Below are 17,745 nucleotides of genomic sequence, written 5' to 3'. Positions count from 1 at the left end.
GAGCGGCCGGTGCGGGGCGGATCACGGCCTCCCCTGTCCCGCCACCGCCGTCGCGCACCTGCCCGGCCCCGCGGACGACGCGGGGCCGGGCGTGGACGCGGTGCGCCGCAGGAGGAACGGATACGGCACTGCCTGCGAGGCGCCGGTGCCCAGGGCTGCGACGACCGGCGTCACATGAGCGTCTCCTCGGCCCCTCGCCCCGTCGTCGTGAGCACCGCGCGGAAGGGCACCGCGACGAGCAGCGCCGCGGCGACGAGGGCGCCGCTCGCCCACAGGGGACCGAGGCTCCCGGCCGGAGTGTCGAGCGTGGACGCGGCGACGAGGGGGCCGACGGCGGCGCCGACGTTGAGTGCCGCCGTCGCGTACGAGCCTGCCATGGTGGGTGCGCCCGCCGCCTCGTAGAGGACCCGTGTGATCAGGGTGCTGCCGAGCGCGAACGACAGCGCGCCCTGTACGAACACCAGGGTGAACAGGGCCGGCGGTGCGTCGGCCAGCAGTGCCAGGGCGGGCCAGCCGGCGAGCAGGAGCGGGCCGCCGGCCGCGATCACCGGACCGGGACGCCGGTCGGACAGCCGGCCGGCGACGGTGACGCCGGTGAGGGATCCGGCGCCGAAGAGGACCAGGACGACGGAGATCCACCACTCGTCCAGCCCGGCGTCGTCGGTCACGACGGGGGCCAGGAAGGTGAAGCTCGCGAACGTCGCCGCGTTCACCAGCGCGCCGAGCGCCATGACCTGGAGCAGTCTCGGGCCGGCGAGCCGGGCGAGCTCCGCCCGCAAGGTCGGTCCTGTGGTCGTCCCCTCCTGGGCCGGTCCGGCCGCGATCCCCTTCAGGATGCCGAGCGCCGCGGGCAGGCAGAGGGCGGCGACCACCCAGAACGTGGCCCGCCAGCCGAGCAGCGTGCCGAGGACCGAGCCGCCGGGGACACCGGCGATGGTGGCCGCCGTCGTGCCGGACAGCAGTACGGCCAGCGCGCGCCCCTTCCTGTCGGGCGGGACCAGTGCGGCGGCCGCCGTCAGGGCGACGGCGAGGAACCCGGCGTTGGCGAGCGCGGCGACGATCCGGGCGGCGAACAGCACGGGGAAGCTCGTGGTGAGGGCGCCCACGGCGTGCGCCGCCGCGAACGTGACGACGAATCCGAGCAGGCCGGTGCGCCTGGGCCAGCCGCGGGCGAGCGCGGCTGCCAAGGGTGCGCCGACGATCATGCCGAGCGCGAAGGCCGGGGTGAGCATGCCTGCCGTGCCGACCGTGACGTCGAGATCCGAGGCGATGTCCGGCAGGAGGCCGGCGAGCATGAACTCCGAGGTGCCCATGGCGAAGACGGCCATGGCGAGCAGGTACAGCGGGAGAGGCATCGAGTGGCTCCGGGGCGAGGAGAAACGCGGGAAGGGCGTCTCGTCACCGCGGTCGGCCCCGCGGGCGCACTTGCGCGGCCCCGCGACACGGCGGGGCGGCAACGCCGAAACTTCAGTGGCTCAGGGGGCTGACGGCGCGTGACCGAAAGCCCCCGCCCTGTCCGACTCGGGGCTCGACATGGCCGGCACGCTACCCGAACCGGCGCCCGTGCCGCGACGGCCGGTGGCCGGATCGCGCCTGTGCTCGGTCGATCGGGCGGGGGCTCGGAGGCCCTGAAACGCCGTATTTCGTGTTTGTTTCTGAGTGTATTTGTTGAGCTTTTGTCACGTCCCGCTGATTGACGTGGTCCGGACAATGAACCTACTTTCCATGGAAAGCGCTTGCCGTGTAATGAGGCGCATCCATCGCGAAACAGCGAAAGGGGCATTCATGGCACTCATCCCGTCATCCCCACCGCGGTTATCCCGCAGAAGGCCCGTCCGGCGCGCCGCCACCGCGTTCGCCGCCGTCGCCGCACTGGCCGGCGCGCTGCTCGGGGCCGGGCCCGCCCCGGTCGCGGCCGCCGGGCCCGCGCCCGGCGCCCTCGCCGTGGCGGACGGGTTCGCCGGGGTCGGCGCCCTCGGGCAGAACGGCACCACGGGCGGTGCCGGCGGAGCGGTCGTCACCGCCACGACCGCCGCCCGGTTCCTGGACTACATCTCCCGCCCGGAACCTCTGATCGTGCAGGTCAGCGGCACCATCACGCTCCCCGTCGGCACCTCCGACGGCATGCACCCCGTGGCCTCCGACAAGACCGTCATCGGTCTGGGCGCCGACGCACGGCTCACCGGCGGCGGGCTCACCATCGGCCTCCCGGTGGACGACCGGGTCACCTCGCCGCCCGCCAACGCCGTGCACAACATCATCATCCGCAATCTGTCGATCGACGGAGCCACGGACGACCTGATCAATATCCAGATGTTCTCCCACCACATCTGGATCGACCACAACGACTTCTCCAACGGCGACGACGGCGCCGTCGACATCAAGCGCGGCTCGGATTTCGTCACCGTGTCGTGGAACCGCTTTCACGACCATGACAAGACCCTGTTGCTCGGTCACGACGACGACAACGCGGCCCAGGACCGGGGCCGACTGAGGGTCACGTACCACCACAACTATTTCGACGCCTCCGATCAGCGCAACCCGCGCGTCCGGTTCGCCGAGCCCGTGCACGTCTACAACAACTACTACCGGGACAACAGTTACGGCGTCGCCTCGGCCATGGACGCGGGGGTGGTGCTGGAAGGCAACTACTTCTACAGCGTCAACAACCCCGCCCGCGTGGACTTCAGCGGCGATCTGGGCCGACTGGTCCAGCGTGACAACGTTCTCGTCGACTGCAACCACGCCATCGAGACGCGGGGTTCGGTCGTCGAGCCGCGGACCTACTACTCGTACACGCCGCACCGCGCGGCCGAGGTCCCGACCGTCGTCCCGGCCGGCGCCGGCGTCGGGAAGATCTGAGGAGCCCGGATCATGACCGACACCCCCCACCGGCCCCACGTCCCCGACACCCGCCACGCCCACCGCATCTCCCGGCGCGGCCTGCTCGCCGGCACCGCGGCGTCCGCCGCCCTCCTCGCCACCGGCGCCGCCCCCGCCCGCGCCGCCACCCGACCGGCGTCGCGCACCGCCGCCCTCGCCGCACAGACCGCCGACGGGTTCGCCGGCGTCGGCGCGCTCGGCCTCACCGGCACCACCGGCGGTGCCGGCGCCCCGGTCGTCACCGTCACCGACGCCGACGCCTTCCTGGACTACTGCGACCGCAACGAGCCGTACGTCATCCAGGTCTCGGGCACCATGCGCATCACCAGCAAACAGGGCGTCCGCTCCAACAAGACCATCATCGGTCTGGGCGACGACGCGGAGATCACCGGAGGCGGCCTGGACCTCTACCGCCGCCACAACGTCATCATCCGCAACCTGCGCTTCACCGACGCCGAGGACGACTCCATCAGCATCCAGCAGTCCTCGCACCACATCTGGATCGACCACTGCGAGTTCAGCTCGGGCGCGGACGGCCTGATCGACATCGTGCGCGGCGCGGACTACGTCACCGTGTCGTGGAACCACTTCCACGACCACAGCAAGACGATGCTGATCGGCCACTCGGACGCCAACGGCAGCCAGGACCGCGGCACTCTGCGGGTCACCTTCCACCACAACTTCTTCGACGGCACCGACCAGCGCCATCCCCGCGTGCGGTTCGCGGAGCCCGTGCACGTCTACAACAACTACTTCCGGAACAACCGGCTGTACGGGGTGGCGTCGACCGAGGACGCGGGCGTGCTGGTCGAGGGCAACTACTTCGAGAACGTCGCCCACCCGATCTACTCCGGCTACGACGCGAGCGGGCCCGGCCGGGTCGTGGAGCGCGGGAACGCGTACGTCAACTGCGGGCAGCCGCAGACCCTCGGCACGGTCGTGGAGCCGCGGACCTACTACGGCTACACCCTCGACCCGGTGTCGAGCATCCCCACCATCGTCCCGGCCGGCGTCGGCGTCGGCCGCATCTGAGAACAGCCTCCGAGGAGCGCCTGAATCATGACCGACTCCCCCCACACCCCCCACCTCCCCCACATGCCCCACACCCCTCACGGCCCCGGCATCTCCCGGCGCGGCCTGCTCGCCGGCACCGCCGCCACCGCGGCGTCCGCCGCCCTCCTCGCCACCGGCGCCGCCCCCGCCCGCGCCGTCGCCCCTGCCGACCCCGCCCGCCTCGCAGCCCTCGCCGCGCAGTCGGCCGACGGGTTCGCCGGCGTCGGCGCGCTCGGCCTCACCGGCACCACCGGCGGCGTCGCCGGGCCCACGGTCACCGTCACCACCGCCGCACAACTGCGCGACTACGCCGGCCGGAACTCCCCGTACGTGCTGCTGATCCAAGGGCGCATCGCGTTCGACGGAATGATCACCGTCGTCGCCGACAAGTCGATACTCGGCGTGGGGTCCACCGCGGAGATCACCGGCGGCGGGCTCCAGCTGGGCACGACCACCCGGCCCGGAAACAACGTGATCATCCGCAACATCCGGTTCACCGACGCCTCGGACGACTCGATCAGCGTCACCAACCGCGCGCACCACGTCTGGATCGACCACTGCGACTTCTCGCTCGGCTACGACGGACTGCTCGACATCAAGCGGGAGTCGGACTACGTCACCGTGTCCTGGAACCACTTCCACGACCACAGCAAGACCTGCCTGCTCGGCCACAACGACAGTTACACCGCCGACCGGGGCAAGCTCCGGGTGACGTACCACCACAACTTCTTCGACGGCACCGACCAGCGCCACCCGCGCGTCAGGTTCGCCGAGCCCGTGCACGTCTACAACAACCTCTACCGGAACAACCGGCTGTACGGAGTGGCGTCGACCGAGGACGCGGGCGTGCTGGTCGAGGCCAACTACTTCGAGAACGTCGCCCACCCGATCTACTCCGGCTACGACGACAGCGGGCCCGGCCGGGTCGTGGAGCGCGGGAACGTGTACGTCAACTGCGGGCAGCCGCAGACCCTCGGCACGGTCGTGGAGCCCCGGACGTACTACGGCTACACCCCCGACCCCGCCGCGAGCATCCCCAGCATCGTCCCGGCCGGCGTCGGCGTCGGCAAGATCGCCTGAGATCCAGGAGACCGACATGAACCGCAAAGGCACCCTCTTCCTCGCGGCCCTCGCCACCCTCGCCGTCACGGCCGCCGCTCCCACCGCCCCCGCCGCGCCCGACGCCGCGCCCTCCGCCGTCCTCGCGGAGTCCGCCCCCACGGGCTTCGCGAGCGTCAACGCCTGGGGACAGAACGGCACCACGGGCGGCGCGGGCGGCCCCACCGTCACCGTGTCCACCGCGGCCGACCTCATCGCCGCCATCCGCGCCGACGGACCGAGGATCGTCCGCGTCAACGGCATGATCCAGCTCCCGGCCGGCATGTACGACGTGACCTCCGACAAGACCATCGTCGGCGTCGGCGCCACCTCCGGGATCTCCGGCGGCGGTCTGAACATCGGCCTCCCGGTGAGCGACGTGACCACGCCCCCGGCCAACGCCGTGCACAACGTCATCATCCGCAACCTGACGTTCCGCAACGCCAGCGACGACTCGATCAACGTCCAGATGTTCTCCCACCACATCTGGATCGACCACAACGACCTGTCCGCCGGCTACGACGGCCTCATCGACATCAAGCGCGGCTCCAGCTACATCACCGTCTCCTGGAACCACACCCACCACCACACCAAGAACATGCTGCTGGGCCACTCCGACAGCAACGGCGCCCAGGACACCGGCCGGTTGAAGGTCACGTACCACCACAACTGGTACGACCGCACCCCGCAGCGCAATCCGCGCACCCGGTTCGGCGACCCGGTGCACATCTACAACAACTACTTCTTCGACAACAGCGACACCGGTCCGGCCTGCAACGCGGACTCCGGCTGCTTCATCGAGGGCAACCACTTCGAGGAGGTCGAGGAGCCCATGACCAACAGCTACTCGGGGCCGGACGGCAGCATCGTCGAGCGCAACAACCTCTTCACCGGCGAGGAGGTCGGCGAGCCGGTCGTCGGCGGCAGCGTCGAGAACCCGGCCGACTACTACGACTACACGGTCGACGACCCCCGCACCGTCAAGGACACCGTCACGCGGGGCGCGGGACCGGGCACGATCGGGCTGTGAAGCCCGGCCGCGCCGGTCGCGCACGCCGGACCGCGCCGAGCCCGCGCACCCGACCCGCTTGACTTGGAGTGCGCTCCAGAATGAAGACTCCGGTGCGTGCCCGCAGCATCCGCGAGCACGTCGGCCCGCACCCCGAGCCCGCAGTCCGCGCGGGCGGGCACGCACCGGAGGGAAACCCATGAAGTACCGCACCATCGGCACGGATCCGCACCACCGCCGCGAGGTCAGCGTGCTCGCGCTGGGCGCCATGCTCTTCGGCTCGGTGACCGACGAGCGGACCTCCTTCGCCGTACTGGACCGCTATGTCGAGGCCGGTGGCAACTTCATCGACACCTCGGACAACTACGCCTTCTGGGTCGACGGCGGCCAGGGCGGGCAGAGCGAGGAACTGCTCGGCCGGTGGCGGCGCAGCCGGGGCATCGGGGACGAGGTCGTCATCGCCACCAAGCTCGGCGCCCGGCCGCTCGCCCCCGGAACCGGCTACACCGACAACCCGGAGGGCCTGTCGGCCCGCGTGATCCGGGAGTCCGCCGAACGCAGCCGTGAACGCCTCGGCGTGGAGAAGCTCGACCTGCTCTACGCGCACATCGACGACCCCACCGTGCCGCAGCAGGAGACCGTCGAGGGATTCGCCGCCCTCGTCGCGGAGGGCACGGTCGGGCTGCTCGGCGTCAGCAACCAGGCGATCTGGCGGGTCGAGCGGGCCCGCGCCCTGGCCGCCGCGGCCGGACTGCCCGGCTACGAGGTGCTCCAGTACCAGCACAGCCATCTGCGCCCGCGCACCGACATGCCCAGCGACCTCTTCCCCGACGGCAGCCTCGGTCACGCCGGCCCCGAACTCCTCGGCTATCTGCGGGCCGAGCCCGCGCTCACCCTGGTCGCCTACTCGCCGCTGCTCGCCGGGGCGTACGTACGCGAGGACAAGCCGCTGCCCGCCGACTACGACCACCCCGGCACCCCGGCCCGCCTGGCCGTGCTGCGCGAGGTCGCGCGGGAGACCGGCGCGACCGTCAACCAGGTCGTGCTGGCCTGGCAGTCGGGCGGCCCGCTGCCGATCGTTCCGCTCGCGGGGGCGTCGTCGGTGGCGCAACTGGAGGAGAACCTCGCCGCCGTGGACCTGGAGCTCACGCCGGAACAGCGGACCCGGCTGGACGAGGCGCACTGAGACCCCGCCCTTCCCGGCACACCCGGCCGGGTGAGCGGCGTCCCGGCGACGGCGGTGGGGGAGACGCCGGTAGGGCCGGCGGCACCGGCGACCACTTCGGCGCGCCGTATCCGGGGCAGGATGGAGTCGAGAGCGCCGCCCGCGGCGAGGCGGCCGGCCAGGAGGAATTGGGTCACCGGGCGCCGAGCCGGCACCGCCCTCCGGCCGGTCTCCGCCGCGGACGCCGCGACGCAGACCGGCCACGCAGACCGACGAAGGGACCCCGACATGGCAGACGCCCCCGCCCCCGTCCTGGACCGCATCCGGATCGGCTCGGCGCCCGACTCCTGGGGCGTGTGGTTCCCCGACGACCCCCGCCAGGTGCCCTGGCAGCGGTTCCTCGACGAGGTGGCCGAGGCCGGCTACTCCTGGATCGAGCTGGGCCCCTACGGCTATCTGCCGACCGACCCGGCCCGGCTCGCCGACGAGGTCGGCCGGCGCGGCCTGCGGGTCTCCGCCGGCACGGTCTTCACCGGCCTGCACCGCGGCCCCGCCGTCTGGGACGCCACCTGGGACCACGTCAGCCGCGTCGCCGCGCTCACCCGGGCCATGGGCGCAGGTCACCTCGTCGTCATCCCGTCCTTCTGGCGCGACGACAGGACCGCCGAGATCCTCGAACCGCCGGAGCTGACCGGCGAGCAGTGGGACCACCTGACGCGGGGCACGGAACGCCTCGCGCGCCGCGTGAAGGAGACGTACGGCCTCGACATCGTCGTCCACCCGCACGCCGACACCCACATCGACACCGAGGCCCACGTCGAACGCTTCCTCGACTCGACCGACGCCGACCTGGTCGGCCTCTGCCTGGACACCGGTCACTACGCCTACTGCGGCGGCGACAGCGTCAAGCTGATCGAGACCTACGGCGAGCGCATCGGCTATCTGCACCTCAAGCAGGTCGACCCGGAGATCCTGGCCGACGTGGTGGCCGGAGGCGTACCCTTCGGGCCGGCCGTGCAGCGCGGGGTGATGTGCGAACCGCCGTCCGGCATCCCGGAGCTGGGTCCCGTCCTGACGGCCGCACAACGGCTCGGCGTCGAGCTGTTCGCGATCGTCGAGCAGGACATGTACCCGTGCGAGCCGGACAAGCCCTTCCCGATCGCCGTGCGCACCCGGCGGTTCCTGCGCTCCTGCGGCGCCTGACCGAGGGCGCCCGAAGCAAGGCCGCTCAAGAAATGCGTGTCGCTCCAGGCGCCCGGTGTGGAACGCTGTCGCCGGCGCCCTCGCCGCCGACCGACCGTCCCTCCCCGCACCCGGAGCCCTCTTGATCTTCCGCAGCCTCGCCGAGTCCGGTCTCGATCCCGAGCAGGTCCGTCCGCTGCTGCCCGACGGGCAGGTCGGCGTCTGGGTCGGGGCCGACGACTTCCTGGCCGGGCTCGCCCGCGGCGACTACCGAGCGCAGTGGGCCTGGGTCGCGCAGGACGAGGGGCGGCCGTGCGCCATCGCCCTGTGGTGGGGTCCCGTGGGGGCCGGGCGGCCCGGTGCGCTCGACTCGCTCCACGTCGATCCCGACGTCGGCGGTGACCGCGTGGACGTCGCCGCTCGGCTGCTCGCCGCCGGTCAGGCGGTGTTCGCCGAAGCCGGGCAGGGCGTGCCGCCCGACTACCACGTCCTGCTGCCCGCCGACTGGCGGGACCGGCCGGACGCGGTCGCCGAGCTGGCCTGGCGCCGGGAGGCGGCCCGGCGGGTGGGCCTCAGCGCCGAGCTGGAGCGGCTGCGCTACGAGTGGACGGCCGACCGCGGGGTGCCCGAGCCGTCGCGGCGGCTGCGGTTCCGGGCCGAGCCGGACGACGAGGTCTTCGTCGATCTGTTCCGCCGGGTGCTCGAGGGCACCCTCGACGCCGGCTCGCGCGCGGAGGCCGAGCGGCTCGGCGCCGAGGCGCAGGCCCGTGCCGACGTCGCCTTCTACCGGGACGACATGTCCGGCGACCGCTCCTGGTGGCGGATCGCCGAGACCCCCGACGGTCGCACCGTCGGCTTCGCCCTGCCCTCCAGCAGCCCGACCGCGCACGTCGTCGGCTATCTGGGGGTGCTGCCCGGGCACCGGGGCCACGGTTACGTGGACGACCTCCTCGCGGAGATCACCCGCTTCCTCGCCCAGGAGGAGGGAGCCCGCCTCGTCCGCGCCGACACCGACCTGCCGAACCGGCCGATGGCCGCCGCCTTCGAACGGCTCGGCTACCGCAACTTCGCCCGCCGCCTGGTCCTGTCGGCCCCCTGAAGCCCTCCTGCCCGGCCGGACGCACCCGTGCCCCGGCCGGCCGCACCCGGCGGGCATGCCGGCCGCCCATGTGCCAGATTGCGGACTGGGAGAGGCCGGGGCGCGCGTCGCTGTCCCTCACACGTGCTGCTCGGGTACGCGTCCCGGCCTCACTCGCACCCCGCCCGGCCGTCCGGTACGTCGACCCACGCGCCGCTTCGTGCCGAGTGCGCCATCGCCTCCAGTACGACCGCCGCGCGCACGGCGTCCGGGAGCGTCGCCCCGTACGGAGTGGACTCGGCGATCGAGCGCAGGAAGCGGTACGCCTCGACGACCTTGAGGTCGTCGTAGCCCATCGCGTTGGCGGCGCCCGGCTGGAAGGCCGCGAACTCCCCGTGCCCCGGGCCGACGTGGACCGTGCCGACCGGCTGGTCCTGGTAGGACGTGCCGCGGCTGACGGACAGCTCGTTCATCCGACGGAAGTCCCAGAGGACCGCGCCGCGGGCGCCGTGCACCTCGAAGCCGTAGGCGTTCTGCTCGCCGACCGAGACCCGGCACGCCTCCAGGACGCCCCGGGCGCCGGAGGCGAAGCGCAGCAGGCAGCCGACGTAGTCCTCGTTCTCCACCGGGCCCGTCATGCTGCCCGGCCCGTCGCCCGCGGCTCGCTCGTGGCCGAGGGTGACGCCCGCCGGGCGGATCCGCTCGGGGACGAAGACCGCCGTGTCGGCGGCCACGGACGTGATCTCGCCCACCAGGAAGCGGGCCAGGTCCACGCCGTGCGAGGCGAGGTCGCCCAGTACCCCGCTGCCGCCCCGCTCCCGCTCGTACCGCCAGGTCAGCGCGGCCTCGGGATGCGCCGCGTAGTCGCTGAACAGCCGGATGCGGACGTGCGTGACCGCCCCGATGGCGCCCGACGCGATCAGCTCCCGCGCGGCCTCCACCGCGGGCGCGTTGCGGTAGTTGAAGCCGACCGCGCCCTGCACCCCCGCCCGCGCGACCGCGTCGGCGACCGTGCGGGCGTCACCGGCCGTGAGGCCCACCGGTTTCTCGATCCACAGGTGCTTGCCGGCCTCGGCCATCGCGACGCCGATCTCCCGGTGCAGGAAGTTCGGGGCGGTGACGCTGACCGCCCGCACCTCGGGGTCGGCGGCCACCTCGCGCCAGTCGCGCACCGCCGAGGCGAACCCGAACTGCGCGGCGGCCTCCTCGGCCCGGCCCGGCGCCTCGTCGGCGACCGCCACCAGCCGGACCTTCAGGGGCAGCCGGGGGTAGTGGTGCGGAAGGCGGGCGTACGCCCGGCTGTGCACCCGGCCCATCCAGCCGAAGCCCACGACGGCGACCCCGATCGTCCCGGCGGCGGCATCACTCACCACGGCAGCCCCTCTGCGGACGGCGACGGAACCTCCCGCCCACCCTCGAACCCGCCCCGGAAGGTGTCAATCCGGCAAGACCACCCGGATCTCGGGCCGGCGGGCGGCCGCGGATCGGGCGGGGCGCACCGCGAGGGCCGCCGGCGGTGCGGCGGTGCGGCGAGGGTGACGTGCCGGTCCGTCATCCCTCGGCAGCGCAGTGCCCCGGCCGCCGTGGCGCCCCGCCGGAGCCCTGCCGCCCGTCGCCCCCGGCCGGGTCAGGCCTCGGCGCGGGTCAGCTCCGCCGCCCCGAACGACACGTTGAAGCGGTCGCACCAGATGCTCATGCTGGTGAACGCGGCCGGGTCCACGTCGGCCGGGACCGCGTAGTTCTGGTCGCCCTTGTTGCCCTTGAGCCGGCCCAGCTCCTTGTACGAGCCGTCGTCGAAGACGTGCCAGCCCGCCCTGCCCTCCTTCACCGGCGCGTCCGTCAGCCACACCCGCAGATCGGGTCCGTTGCTGGTGTCGAGGTCCGACAGCCGCAGCACATGGGAGCCGTCGGCCAGCCGCAGCAGGCTCACCTCGCCGGACGTCTCGTGCTCATGGCTGATCAGCTCGCCGCGCGCCACGGTGACCGGACCCGTGGGCTCCGGCTCCGGGGTGCCGGACGTCGTCGCACCGGGCTCGGCCGTGCCGGGCGCGCTCGGCGAGGCCGCCGGAGCGCTCGCCGACGGCAGCGCCTCCCGCACCGTCTCGTCCACCCAGAGCGTCCACGGCTTGAACCAGTACAGGCCGGCCCCCGCCAGTACGACGGCCGCCCCCAGTCCCACGTACACGCGCCTCATCGTCGTCCCCTCCCGTTCGCGGTGCCTCCCATTAAAGCGCCCTCGCGCATGCGGTAGGGTTGGCCAGCACGATCACGCGGGAAACCGCGGGTCGGCGACGGGACGTGGCGCAGCTTGGTAGCGCACTTGACTGGGGGTCAAGGGGTCGCAGGTTCAAATCCTGTCGTCCCGACCAGCTTCATCGCAGGTCGCAGGCCGTTCTTCCGGAGACGGGAGGGCGGCCTTCGTCGTCCCCGGCGCCGTATCGCCGTGCGTCCTCGGGAAACCTCCGTGCGCGCGCAGTGCCCGGCCCGGCGGCGGCCCGCTCCTAGCGTGAGCCCGGCAGGAGTCGGTACCACGCGAGGAGTTGGCCCCATGACCGAGGGCAGGGGAGCCGGGCAGGCGCACACGCACCATCACCACGGCGCACGGCACGCGGAGCACGACGCGCACCAGGACCACGGCGCACCGCGCGCGGAGCACGACGCGCACCACCACGGCGCACCGCACCCCGAGCACGACGCGCACGCCGGGCATCACGACCCGGAGGTCTTCCGCCGGCGCTTCTGGGTCTGTCTGGTTCTGGCGCTGCCCCTGGTGGCGGCGAGCCCCATGTTCCAGGAGTGGTTCGGTTACGAACTCACCCTGCCCGGCACCGACCTGGTCGGGCCCGTGCTCGGCACCGCCGTCTTCCTCTACGGCGGGCTGCCCTTCCTGACGGGCGCGGTGGCCGAGATCCGCGGCCGGGCGCCGGGGATGATGCTGCTCATCTCCATGGCCGTCGTCGTCGCCTACACGGCGTCGCTGGCCACCACCCTCGGCCTGTTCGACCTCGACTTCTGGTGGGAGCTGGCGACGCTCGTCACCATCATGCTGCTCGGTCACTGGCAGGAGACCAAGGCCATCGGCCAGGCGCAGGGCGCGCTGTCCGCGCTCGCCGCGCTCCTGCCGGACACCGCCGAGCTGATCGGTCCCGGCGGCACGCACCAGGTGTCCGTGTCCGCGCTGGACGTCGGCGACGAGGTCCTGGTGCGGCCCGGCGGCCGGGTGCCGGCGGACGGCACGGTCGTCGAGGGCCGTGCCGAGGTCGACGAATCCATGATCACCGGGGAGTCGCGTCCGGTCGCCCGGTCCGTGGGGGACCGGGTCGTCGCCGGGACCGTCGCCACCGACTCGGTGCTGCGGGTGCGGGTCGAGGCGGTCGGCGAGAACACCGCGCTGGCCGGCATCACCCGGCTCGTCGCCGCCGCCCAGCGGTCCAAGGGCCGTGCCCAGGTGCTGGCCGACCGGTTCGCGGGCGCGCTGTTCTACGTCGCCTCCGTCACCGCCGTCGTCACCTTCGCCGCATGGTGGGCGGCCGGCTCGACCGAGGAGGCCGTCGTCCGCACGGTCACCGTCCTGGTCATCGCCTGCCCGCACGCCCTGGGCCTGGCGATCCCGCTGGTCGTCGCCCTGTCCACGGCCATCGCCGCGCGGGCGGGCATCCTCGTCAAGGACCGCCTCGCCCTCGAACGAATGCGGACCGTGGACACGGTCCTCTTCGACAAGACCGGCACCCTCACCAAGGGCGCCCCCGTGCTGACCGGCCGGGTCACGGCGGCCGGGGCCGGGCTGCCCGAGGAGCGGGTGCTCGCGATCGCGGCCGGTGTCGAGGCCGACAGCGAACACCCGCTGGCCCGCGCCGTCATGGCCGCCGCCGCAGCGCCCGCCGCGGCCACCGCCTTCCGCCCGCTGGCCGGCCGGGGCGTCCAGGCCGTGGTCGACGGCCGGCTCTACGCGGTCGGCGGCCCGGGGCTGCTGCGCGAGACCGGCGCGCACATCCCCGACGACGTCCTCGCCGCCACCTTTCGCTGGGAGGCCGACGGCGCCGCCGTACTGCACCTGCTGGACCTCGGCGACCAGGAACACCCGCGGGCGCTGGCCGCGTTCGCGCTCGAGGACGCCGTCCGCGACGAGGCCCGTCCGCTCCTCGCGCGGCTCCGGGACCGCGGTCTGCGGATCGTCATGATCACCGGCGACGCGCAGGCCGTCGCCGACCGGGTGGCCGCCGCGCTCGGCTTCCGGCCCGGCGTGGACGAGGTGTTCGCCGAGGTGCTGCCCGCCGACAAGGACTCGGCCGTCGCCGGCCTGCAGCAGCGCGGCTTCACGGTCGCCATGGTCGGGGACGGCGTCAACGACGCCCCCGCCCTCGCCCGGGCGGACGTCGGCATCGCCATCGGCGCCGGCACCGACGTCGCCATCGAGTCGGCCGGCGTCGTCCTCGCCTCCTCCGACGTACGGGGCGTCGCCGCCGTCATCGCCCTGTCCCGCGCCTCCTACCGCAAGATGATCCAGAACCTGGCCTGGGCGGCGGGCTACAACCTCCTCACCCTGCCGCTCGCCGCCGGCGCGCTCGCCTGGGCGGGCGTCGTCCTGGGCCCGGCCGTCGGGGCGCTGCTCATGTCCGCGTCCACCATCGTCGTCGCCCTCAACGCGCAACTCCTGCGCCGCCTCGACCTCAGCCCCGAAGGACAGTGACCCGCCCTGGCCTCCCGCTCCGGCCGCGTCAGCCGGCGTGGGTGTGCGGCGGGACCTCGCCGCGGAGCAGCGCGCTACGGCCCCGTCGTCCCGGACCTGGAAGGGCTGCTGCTCGCGGTACGGGGCGAGGGCGTGTGTCTCCTGCCCCCGGCGGCCCGGCGGTTCTTCCCCCGCCCCGGTGTGTGCCACGTCGACGTGACGCACCTCGCCCCGTCCGTGTCCGCGCCGGCCGGCCCCGCATCGCGACCGCCCGGCGGTGTGGGCGGTCCGGGAGGCGGTGGAGGCGCTGGCCGGCCCGGCGCGGGAGCGGGACTCGCCGGAGTGGGCCGGCCCGTGGGGCTGGGGCCGGCCCACTGGTCCGAGTCCCGCTCCGGGATCGCCCGGGAGGGCGGGCGTCCGGCGGTGCGGGCGTCCCGGAGGGCACGACGGACGCCCTGGCCGGCCCGGCGCGCGGGAGCGGGACTCGCCGGAGTGAGTGCTGCCCACGGGGCTGAGCCCGGCCTCGCGGGCCCGAGCGGTCTTCGAGGCCGGGCTCGTGAGGGCCGGGCCCGTGGGCCGGGATCAGCCCGTCCGTCGCCCCCGCCGCCCCCGCAGCACCCGCCACAGCACCCAGGCCTGTGCCAGGCCCCCGGCGGCCAGCAGCGGGACGTACGCGCCCTGCGGGACCGGAACCGCCAGCAGCGGAACCGACACCGGTAGCGTCACCGCGATCAGCCACACCCCGGCGAGCCCGGCCTCCCCGGTCGCGCGCAGGATGCCGACCCAGGCGGCGACTCCCAGCACCACCGCTCCGTAACCGCCCGCGACCAGCAGGGCGGTGTCCCGGCGGGCGTCGCCGGCCGGCGGCCGGTGCGCAAAGCCCATGACAGAGGCCTCCTTCCGGTGCGACCCCGGTCGCGGGCCGCGTCCGTCTCAGGAGTACCCCCGTGCCCGCCGGGCAGACCCGGCGGGCACATGGCGTGGCCGGAGACGTCGTCCTCCCCCAGAAGACGACGTCCCCGGCCGCTCCCCCGGTGCCGGATGGCGGTCCAGCCGTCCGTGGGGCGCGGGCGGTGCCGTCACCAGCACATCACCGCGGTCTCGCCCGGACCCCAGGAGGAGTACGGGCGGACACGGACGAAGTAGCGGCGGCCCTTGACGAGCCGGGCCCTGACGGCGGCGCTGCCGAAGGTGCCGCCGTCGTCCCGGCGCGCCGATCCGCTCGGCGGTCAGCCCCGGGACGACGGCGCGGGCCGCCGCCGGCGCGAGGGAGCAGTAGCGACCGGGCATGCCCACAGCCTGCCGTCGGCCGACCCGGGGCCGCCTGAGTCGAGGGCTACTCAAGTCCGCGTGTATCAGGGGTGAGCAGCCCGACTCCTGTTGACGTGACGACTGCTGACCCGACGACCTGCGCACCGGGCACCAGGACCCTCGATGCGCCCTGGCCGTTCACCGGCCGGGAGGACGAACTGGAGCTGGTCCGCCGCGCGTTGTCCGCCGGGCGGGGCGGCATCGTGGTCACCGGGCCCGCCGGCTGCGGCAAGACGCGGCTGGTCGACGAGGCCGTCCGCGGCGCCGACTGCGTCCGGGCCGCCGGCACGCCCGAGACCCGGAGCCTTCCCTTCGCCGCCTTCGCCCATGTGCTGCCCGAGCACGTCACCCTGCCCGGCGCTCTCCGGCTGCTGTCCGGCGTACGGCAGTTGGTGGTGGACGACGCGCACCTGCTGGACGACTCCTCGGCCGCCCTGGTCCACCAGCTCGCCCTCCACGGGCGCACCCGCCTGCTCGTCGCCGCCACGGACGGCGTCCCCGCTCCCGGCGCGGTCACCCGGCTGTGGACCCGCGAGCTGCTGCCCCGGCTCGTCCTGGAGCCCCTGCCCGCCGCCGGAACCGCCCGGCTCCTCGCCGCGGGCGCGGGCACGCCCCTGGAGCCGCTCACGGAGAAGCGGCTGCACCGTCTGGTCCAGGGCGATCTGCGGCTGCTGCGCGAACTGCTCGGCGCGTTGCGCGCGGGCGGGCAGTTCGCCCCCGTCGCCGGCACCGGCGAGCGGGCCTGGCGCGGCCCGCTGCCCCTCACCGCGACCGTGCGCGAGCGCACCGCGCCGGTCCTGGACCGCCCCGACGCGGCCGAACGCGAGACCCTCGACCGGCTCGCCTTCGCCGAACCGCTCCCGCTGCCCGTCGACCGGCTCGACATGAGGGCCCTGGAACAACTCGAGTACGACCGCCTCGTCCACGTCGACGACCACGGCCTCGCCCGGCTCGCCCACCCCCTGTACGGCCCGGCGCTGCGGGCGGTGGCCGGAAGGCTGCGGGCCCGGCGGCTGGCGGGCCCGCGGGAGCGGTACGCCGCCGCGCTGGAGGCCGAACGCGCCGCGCTGGCCGCGCGCGTGGACCGGGCCGACGTACGGCCGCTGCCCACGCCGGCGGGGGAGTGGGCAGCGGACGAGGGCGCCCCGCTGCCCGCGGAGTACGCGGCGGTGCGCGCCCGCTTCGCGCGGCTGCGCGGGCAGCTGAGGGAGGCGGCGGCCTGGGCACGGCTGGGGCTGGCCACCGCACCGCGCGACCCGGCCTGCGCCGATGAACTGGCCCTGGCCGCCGCCCAGTCCGGCGACGCCGCCACCGCCGGGGAGGCCCTGGCCGGCCGCCGGGACCGGGGCGCGGCGGCCGTGTGGGAGGCCGCCGTACGCGGCGACCTCGACGCGGCGCTGGCGGCCGTGGACGACGACAGCGCGTACGACGCCGTACGCCTCGGCGCGCCGCACCGGGCCGCGGGCCCGCTGGACGGGGTCCTCGCCGAGCACGCCGACGCGCTGGCCCGCCGTGACGGGCCCGCCCTCGACCGCGCCGCCGAACACCTGGAGCGGCGCGGCCTGCTGCTGTTCGCCGCCGAGGCGTACGCCCAGGCGGTGCGCGCCCACCGCGACCCGCGCGCCGCCGGCATCTCCCGCGCCCGCGCCGCCGCCCTGGCCCGGCGCTGCCAGTCCGCCCGCACGCCCGCCCTGTCGGGACTGGTCCTCGGCGAACTCACCGCCCGCCAGCGGCAGATCGTCACCCTCGCCGCCGCGGGCCTGAGCAACCGGCAGATCGCCGAGCGGCTGACCCTGTCCATCCGCACCGTCGGCAACCACCTCTACAGCGCCTACGCCCGCCTCGGCGCAGGCGACCGGGCCTCCCTGCCCTGGCTGGTGGAGTTCCCCGACACACGACCTGCCTGAACCACGACCGGGTCCGGTCCCGGTCCGGACCGCGCCGGCTCCCGCGGTGCAGGCCGTGCCCGATCCGAGCCTGGTCCGAGCCACGCCTGGTCCCGGCCTGGTCCCGGCCTGGTGCGGGCGTCGCCTGGTGCGGGCCGCTGCGGGTTCCGGTGTGGTTCGGGGCGTTGGTGTCCGGTCTGTGCGGGCTGCTGGTGCCCGGGCCTGGTGCGGGCGTCGCCTGGTGCGGGCCGCTGCGGGTTCCGGCGTGGTTCGGGGCGTTGGTGTCCGGTCTGGTGCGGGCCACTCGCGCCCCGGCCCGGCTCGGACCGCGCCCGCTCCCGGCCTCGTTGAGGTCGTTCGCGCCCGTCACCGGTCCGCCCCGGTTCGGGCCGCTCCGGGCCCGCGCCCGCC

General features: G+C 74.3%; 13 protein-coding genes and 1 tRNA gene. 10 read left to right on the top strand and 4 right to left on the bottom strand.

Annotated features, from left to right (window positions below):
- Nucleotides 1-170: 170 nt before the first annotated feature.
- A complete protein-coding gene (locus tag ACZ6KF_RS24065; RefSeq protein ID WP_469239983.1) occupies nucleotides 171-1,355 on the bottom strand; it encodes a Cmx/CmrA family chloramphenicol efflux MFS transporter in 1,185 nt (394 codons plus the stop codon).
- A 430-nt stretch (nucleotides 1,356-1,785) separates the two neighbouring features.
- Here ACZ6KF_RS24065 and ACZ6KF_RS24060 point away from each other — a divergent pair, with 430 nt between their 5' ends.
- The 7 genes from ACZ6KF_RS24060 to ACZ6KF_RS24030 all read left to right on the top strand — a co-directional run bounded on the left by ACZ6KF_RS24060 (nucleotide 1,786) and on the right by ACZ6KF_RS24030 (nucleotide 9,489).
- Complete coding sequence (locus ACZ6KF_RS24060) at nucleotides 1,786-2,862, top strand: pectate lyase family protein (protein ID WP_356631103.1); 1,077 nt, start codon at nucleotides 1,786-1,788, stop codon at nucleotides 2,860-2,862.
- Nucleotides 2,863-2,874: 12 nt separating this feature from the next.
- Complete coding sequence (locus ACZ6KF_RS24055; protein WP_469239981.1) at nucleotides 2,875-3,915, top strand: pectate lyase family protein; 1,041 nt, start codon at nucleotides 2,875-2,877, stop codon at nucleotides 3,913-3,915.
- A gap of 27 nt (nucleotides 3,916-3,942) precedes the next feature.
- The gene (locus ACZ6KF_RS24050; protein WP_469159667.1) at nucleotides 3,943-5,016 is read left to right on the top strand and encodes a pectate lyase family protein; all 1,074 of its coding nucleotides are present in this window, start codon (nucleotides 3,943-3,945) and stop codon (nucleotides 5,014-5,016) included.
- A gap of 16 nt (nucleotides 5,017-5,032) precedes the next feature.
- A complete protein-coding gene (locus tag ACZ6KF_RS24045; RefSeq protein ID WP_356631109.1) occupies nucleotides 5,033-6,064 on the top strand; it encodes a pectate lyase family protein in 1,032 nt (343 codons plus the stop codon).
- 178 nt (nucleotides 6,065-6,242) lie between these two features.
- Complete coding sequence (locus ACZ6KF_RS24040) at nucleotides 6,243-7,229, top strand: aldo/keto reductase (protein WP_356631112.1); 987 nt, start codon at nucleotides 6,243-6,245, stop codon at nucleotides 7,227-7,229.
- A gap of 267 nt (nucleotides 7,230-7,496) precedes the next feature.
- On the top strand, nucleotides 7,497-8,411 hold the full coding sequence (locus ACZ6KF_RS24035) for a sugar phosphate isomerase/epimerase family protein (protein WP_356631114.1): 915 nt from the start codon (nucleotides 7,497-7,499) through the stop codon (nucleotides 8,409-8,411).
- Between the two features lie 121 nt (nucleotides 8,412-8,532).
- Nucleotides 8,533-9,489, top strand: a complete 957-nt coding sequence (locus ACZ6KF_RS24030) for a GNAT family N-acetyltransferase (RefSeq protein ID WP_356631116.1) — start codon at nucleotides 8,533-8,535, stop codon at nucleotides 9,487-9,489.
- A 149-nt stretch (nucleotides 9,490-9,638) separates the two neighbouring features.
- Here ACZ6KF_RS24030 and ACZ6KF_RS24025 read toward each other — a convergent pair whose 3' ends face one another.
- Nucleotides 9,639-10,838 (bottom strand): Gfo/Idh/MocA family protein, encoded by a 1,200-nt coding sequence (locus ACZ6KF_RS24025; RefSeq protein WP_469239979.1) that lies wholly within the window; start codon nucleotides 10,836-10,838, stop codon nucleotides 9,639-9,641.
- Nucleotides 10,839-11,095: 257 nt separating this feature from the next.
- On the bottom strand, nucleotides 11,096-11,662 hold the full coding sequence (locus ACZ6KF_RS24020) for a DM13 domain-containing protein (protein ID WP_356631120.1): 567 nt from the start codon (nucleotides 11,660-11,662) through the stop codon (nucleotides 11,096-11,098).
- Between the two features lie 98 nt (nucleotides 11,663-11,760).
- On the opposite strand from ACZ6KF_RS24020, the gene ACZ6KF_RS24015 reads away from it, so the two are divergent.
- Both ACZ6KF_RS24015 and ACZ6KF_RS24010 read left to right on the top strand, forming a co-directional pair.
- Nucleotides 11,761-11,837, top strand: a tRNA-Pro gene (locus tag ACZ6KF_RS24015).
- A gap of 179 nt (nucleotides 11,838-12,016) precedes the next feature.
- Nucleotides 12,017-14,158 carry a copper-translocating P-type ATPase gene (locus tag ACZ6KF_RS24010; RefSeq protein WP_469239976.1) on the top strand — a complete coding sequence of 714 codons (2,142 nt, stop codon included), beginning with the start codon at nucleotides 12,017-12,019 and terminating at the stop codon, nucleotides 14,156-14,158.
- A 561-nt stretch (nucleotides 14,159-14,719) separates the two neighbouring features.
- Here the strand turns inward: ACZ6KF_RS24010 and ACZ6KF_RS24005 are convergent.
- On the bottom strand, nucleotides 14,720-15,022 hold the full coding sequence (locus ACZ6KF_RS24005) for an SCO4225 family membrane protein (RefSeq protein ID WP_356631124.1): 303 nt from the start codon (nucleotides 15,020-15,022) through the stop codon (nucleotides 14,720-14,722).
- Between the two features lie 500 nt (nucleotides 15,023-15,522).
- Here ACZ6KF_RS24005 and ACZ6KF_RS24000 point away from each other — a divergent pair, with 500 nt between their 5' ends.
- Nucleotides 15,523-17,355 (top strand): LuxR family transcriptional regulator AbsR2, encoded by a 1,833-nt coding sequence (locus ACZ6KF_RS24000; protein ID WP_469239974.1) that lies wholly within the window; start codon nucleotides 15,523-15,525, stop codon nucleotides 17,353-17,355.
- The last annotated feature ends 390 nt before the right edge of the window (nucleotides 17,356-17,745 follow it).

This window comes from Streptomyces sp. NPDC046379 (genome assembly GCF_055587785.1).
This window is presented reverse-complemented; position numbering and strand designations above follow the sequence as displayed.

Bases quoted from the DNA above. Each gene is read 5' to 3' on its own strand.
- ACZ6KF_RS24065 (WP_469239983.1), bottom strand. From the start codon at position 1,355: ATGCCTCTCCCGCTGTACCTGCTCGCCATGGCCGTCTTCGCCATGGGC.
- ACZ6KF_RS24060 (WP_356631103.1), top strand. From the start codon at position 1,786: ATGGCACTCATCCCGTCATCCCCACCGCGGTTATCCCGCAGAAGGCCC.
- ACZ6KF_RS24055 (WP_469239981.1), top strand. From the start codon at position 2,875: ATGACCGACACCCCCCACCGGCCCCACGTCCCCGACACCCGCCACGCC.
- ACZ6KF_RS24050 (WP_469159667.1), top strand. From the start codon at position 3,943: ATGACCGACTCCCCCCACACCCCCCACCTCCCCCACATGCCCCACACC.
- ACZ6KF_RS24045 (WP_356631109.1), top strand. From the start codon at position 5,033: ATGAACCGCAAAGGCACCCTCTTCCTCGCGGCCCTCGCCACCCTCGCC.
- ACZ6KF_RS24040 (WP_356631112.1), top strand. From the start codon at position 6,243: ATGAAGTACCGCACCATCGGCACGGATCCGCACCACCGCCGCGAGGTC.
- ACZ6KF_RS24035 (WP_356631114.1), top strand. From the start codon at position 7,497: ATGGCAGACGCCCCCGCCCCCGTCCTGGACCGCATCCGGATCGGCTCG.
- ACZ6KF_RS24020 (WP_356631120.1), bottom strand. From the start codon at position 11,662: ATGAGGCGCGTGTACGTGGGACTGGGGGCGGCCGTCGTACTGGCGGGG.
- ACZ6KF_RS24010 (WP_469239976.1), top strand. From the start codon at position 12,017: ATGACCGAGGGCAGGGGAGCCGGGCAGGCGCACACGCACCATCACCAC.
- ACZ6KF_RS24005 (WP_356631124.1), bottom strand. From the start codon at position 15,022: ATGGGCTTTGCGCACCGGCCGCCGGCCGGCGACGCCCGCCGGGACACC.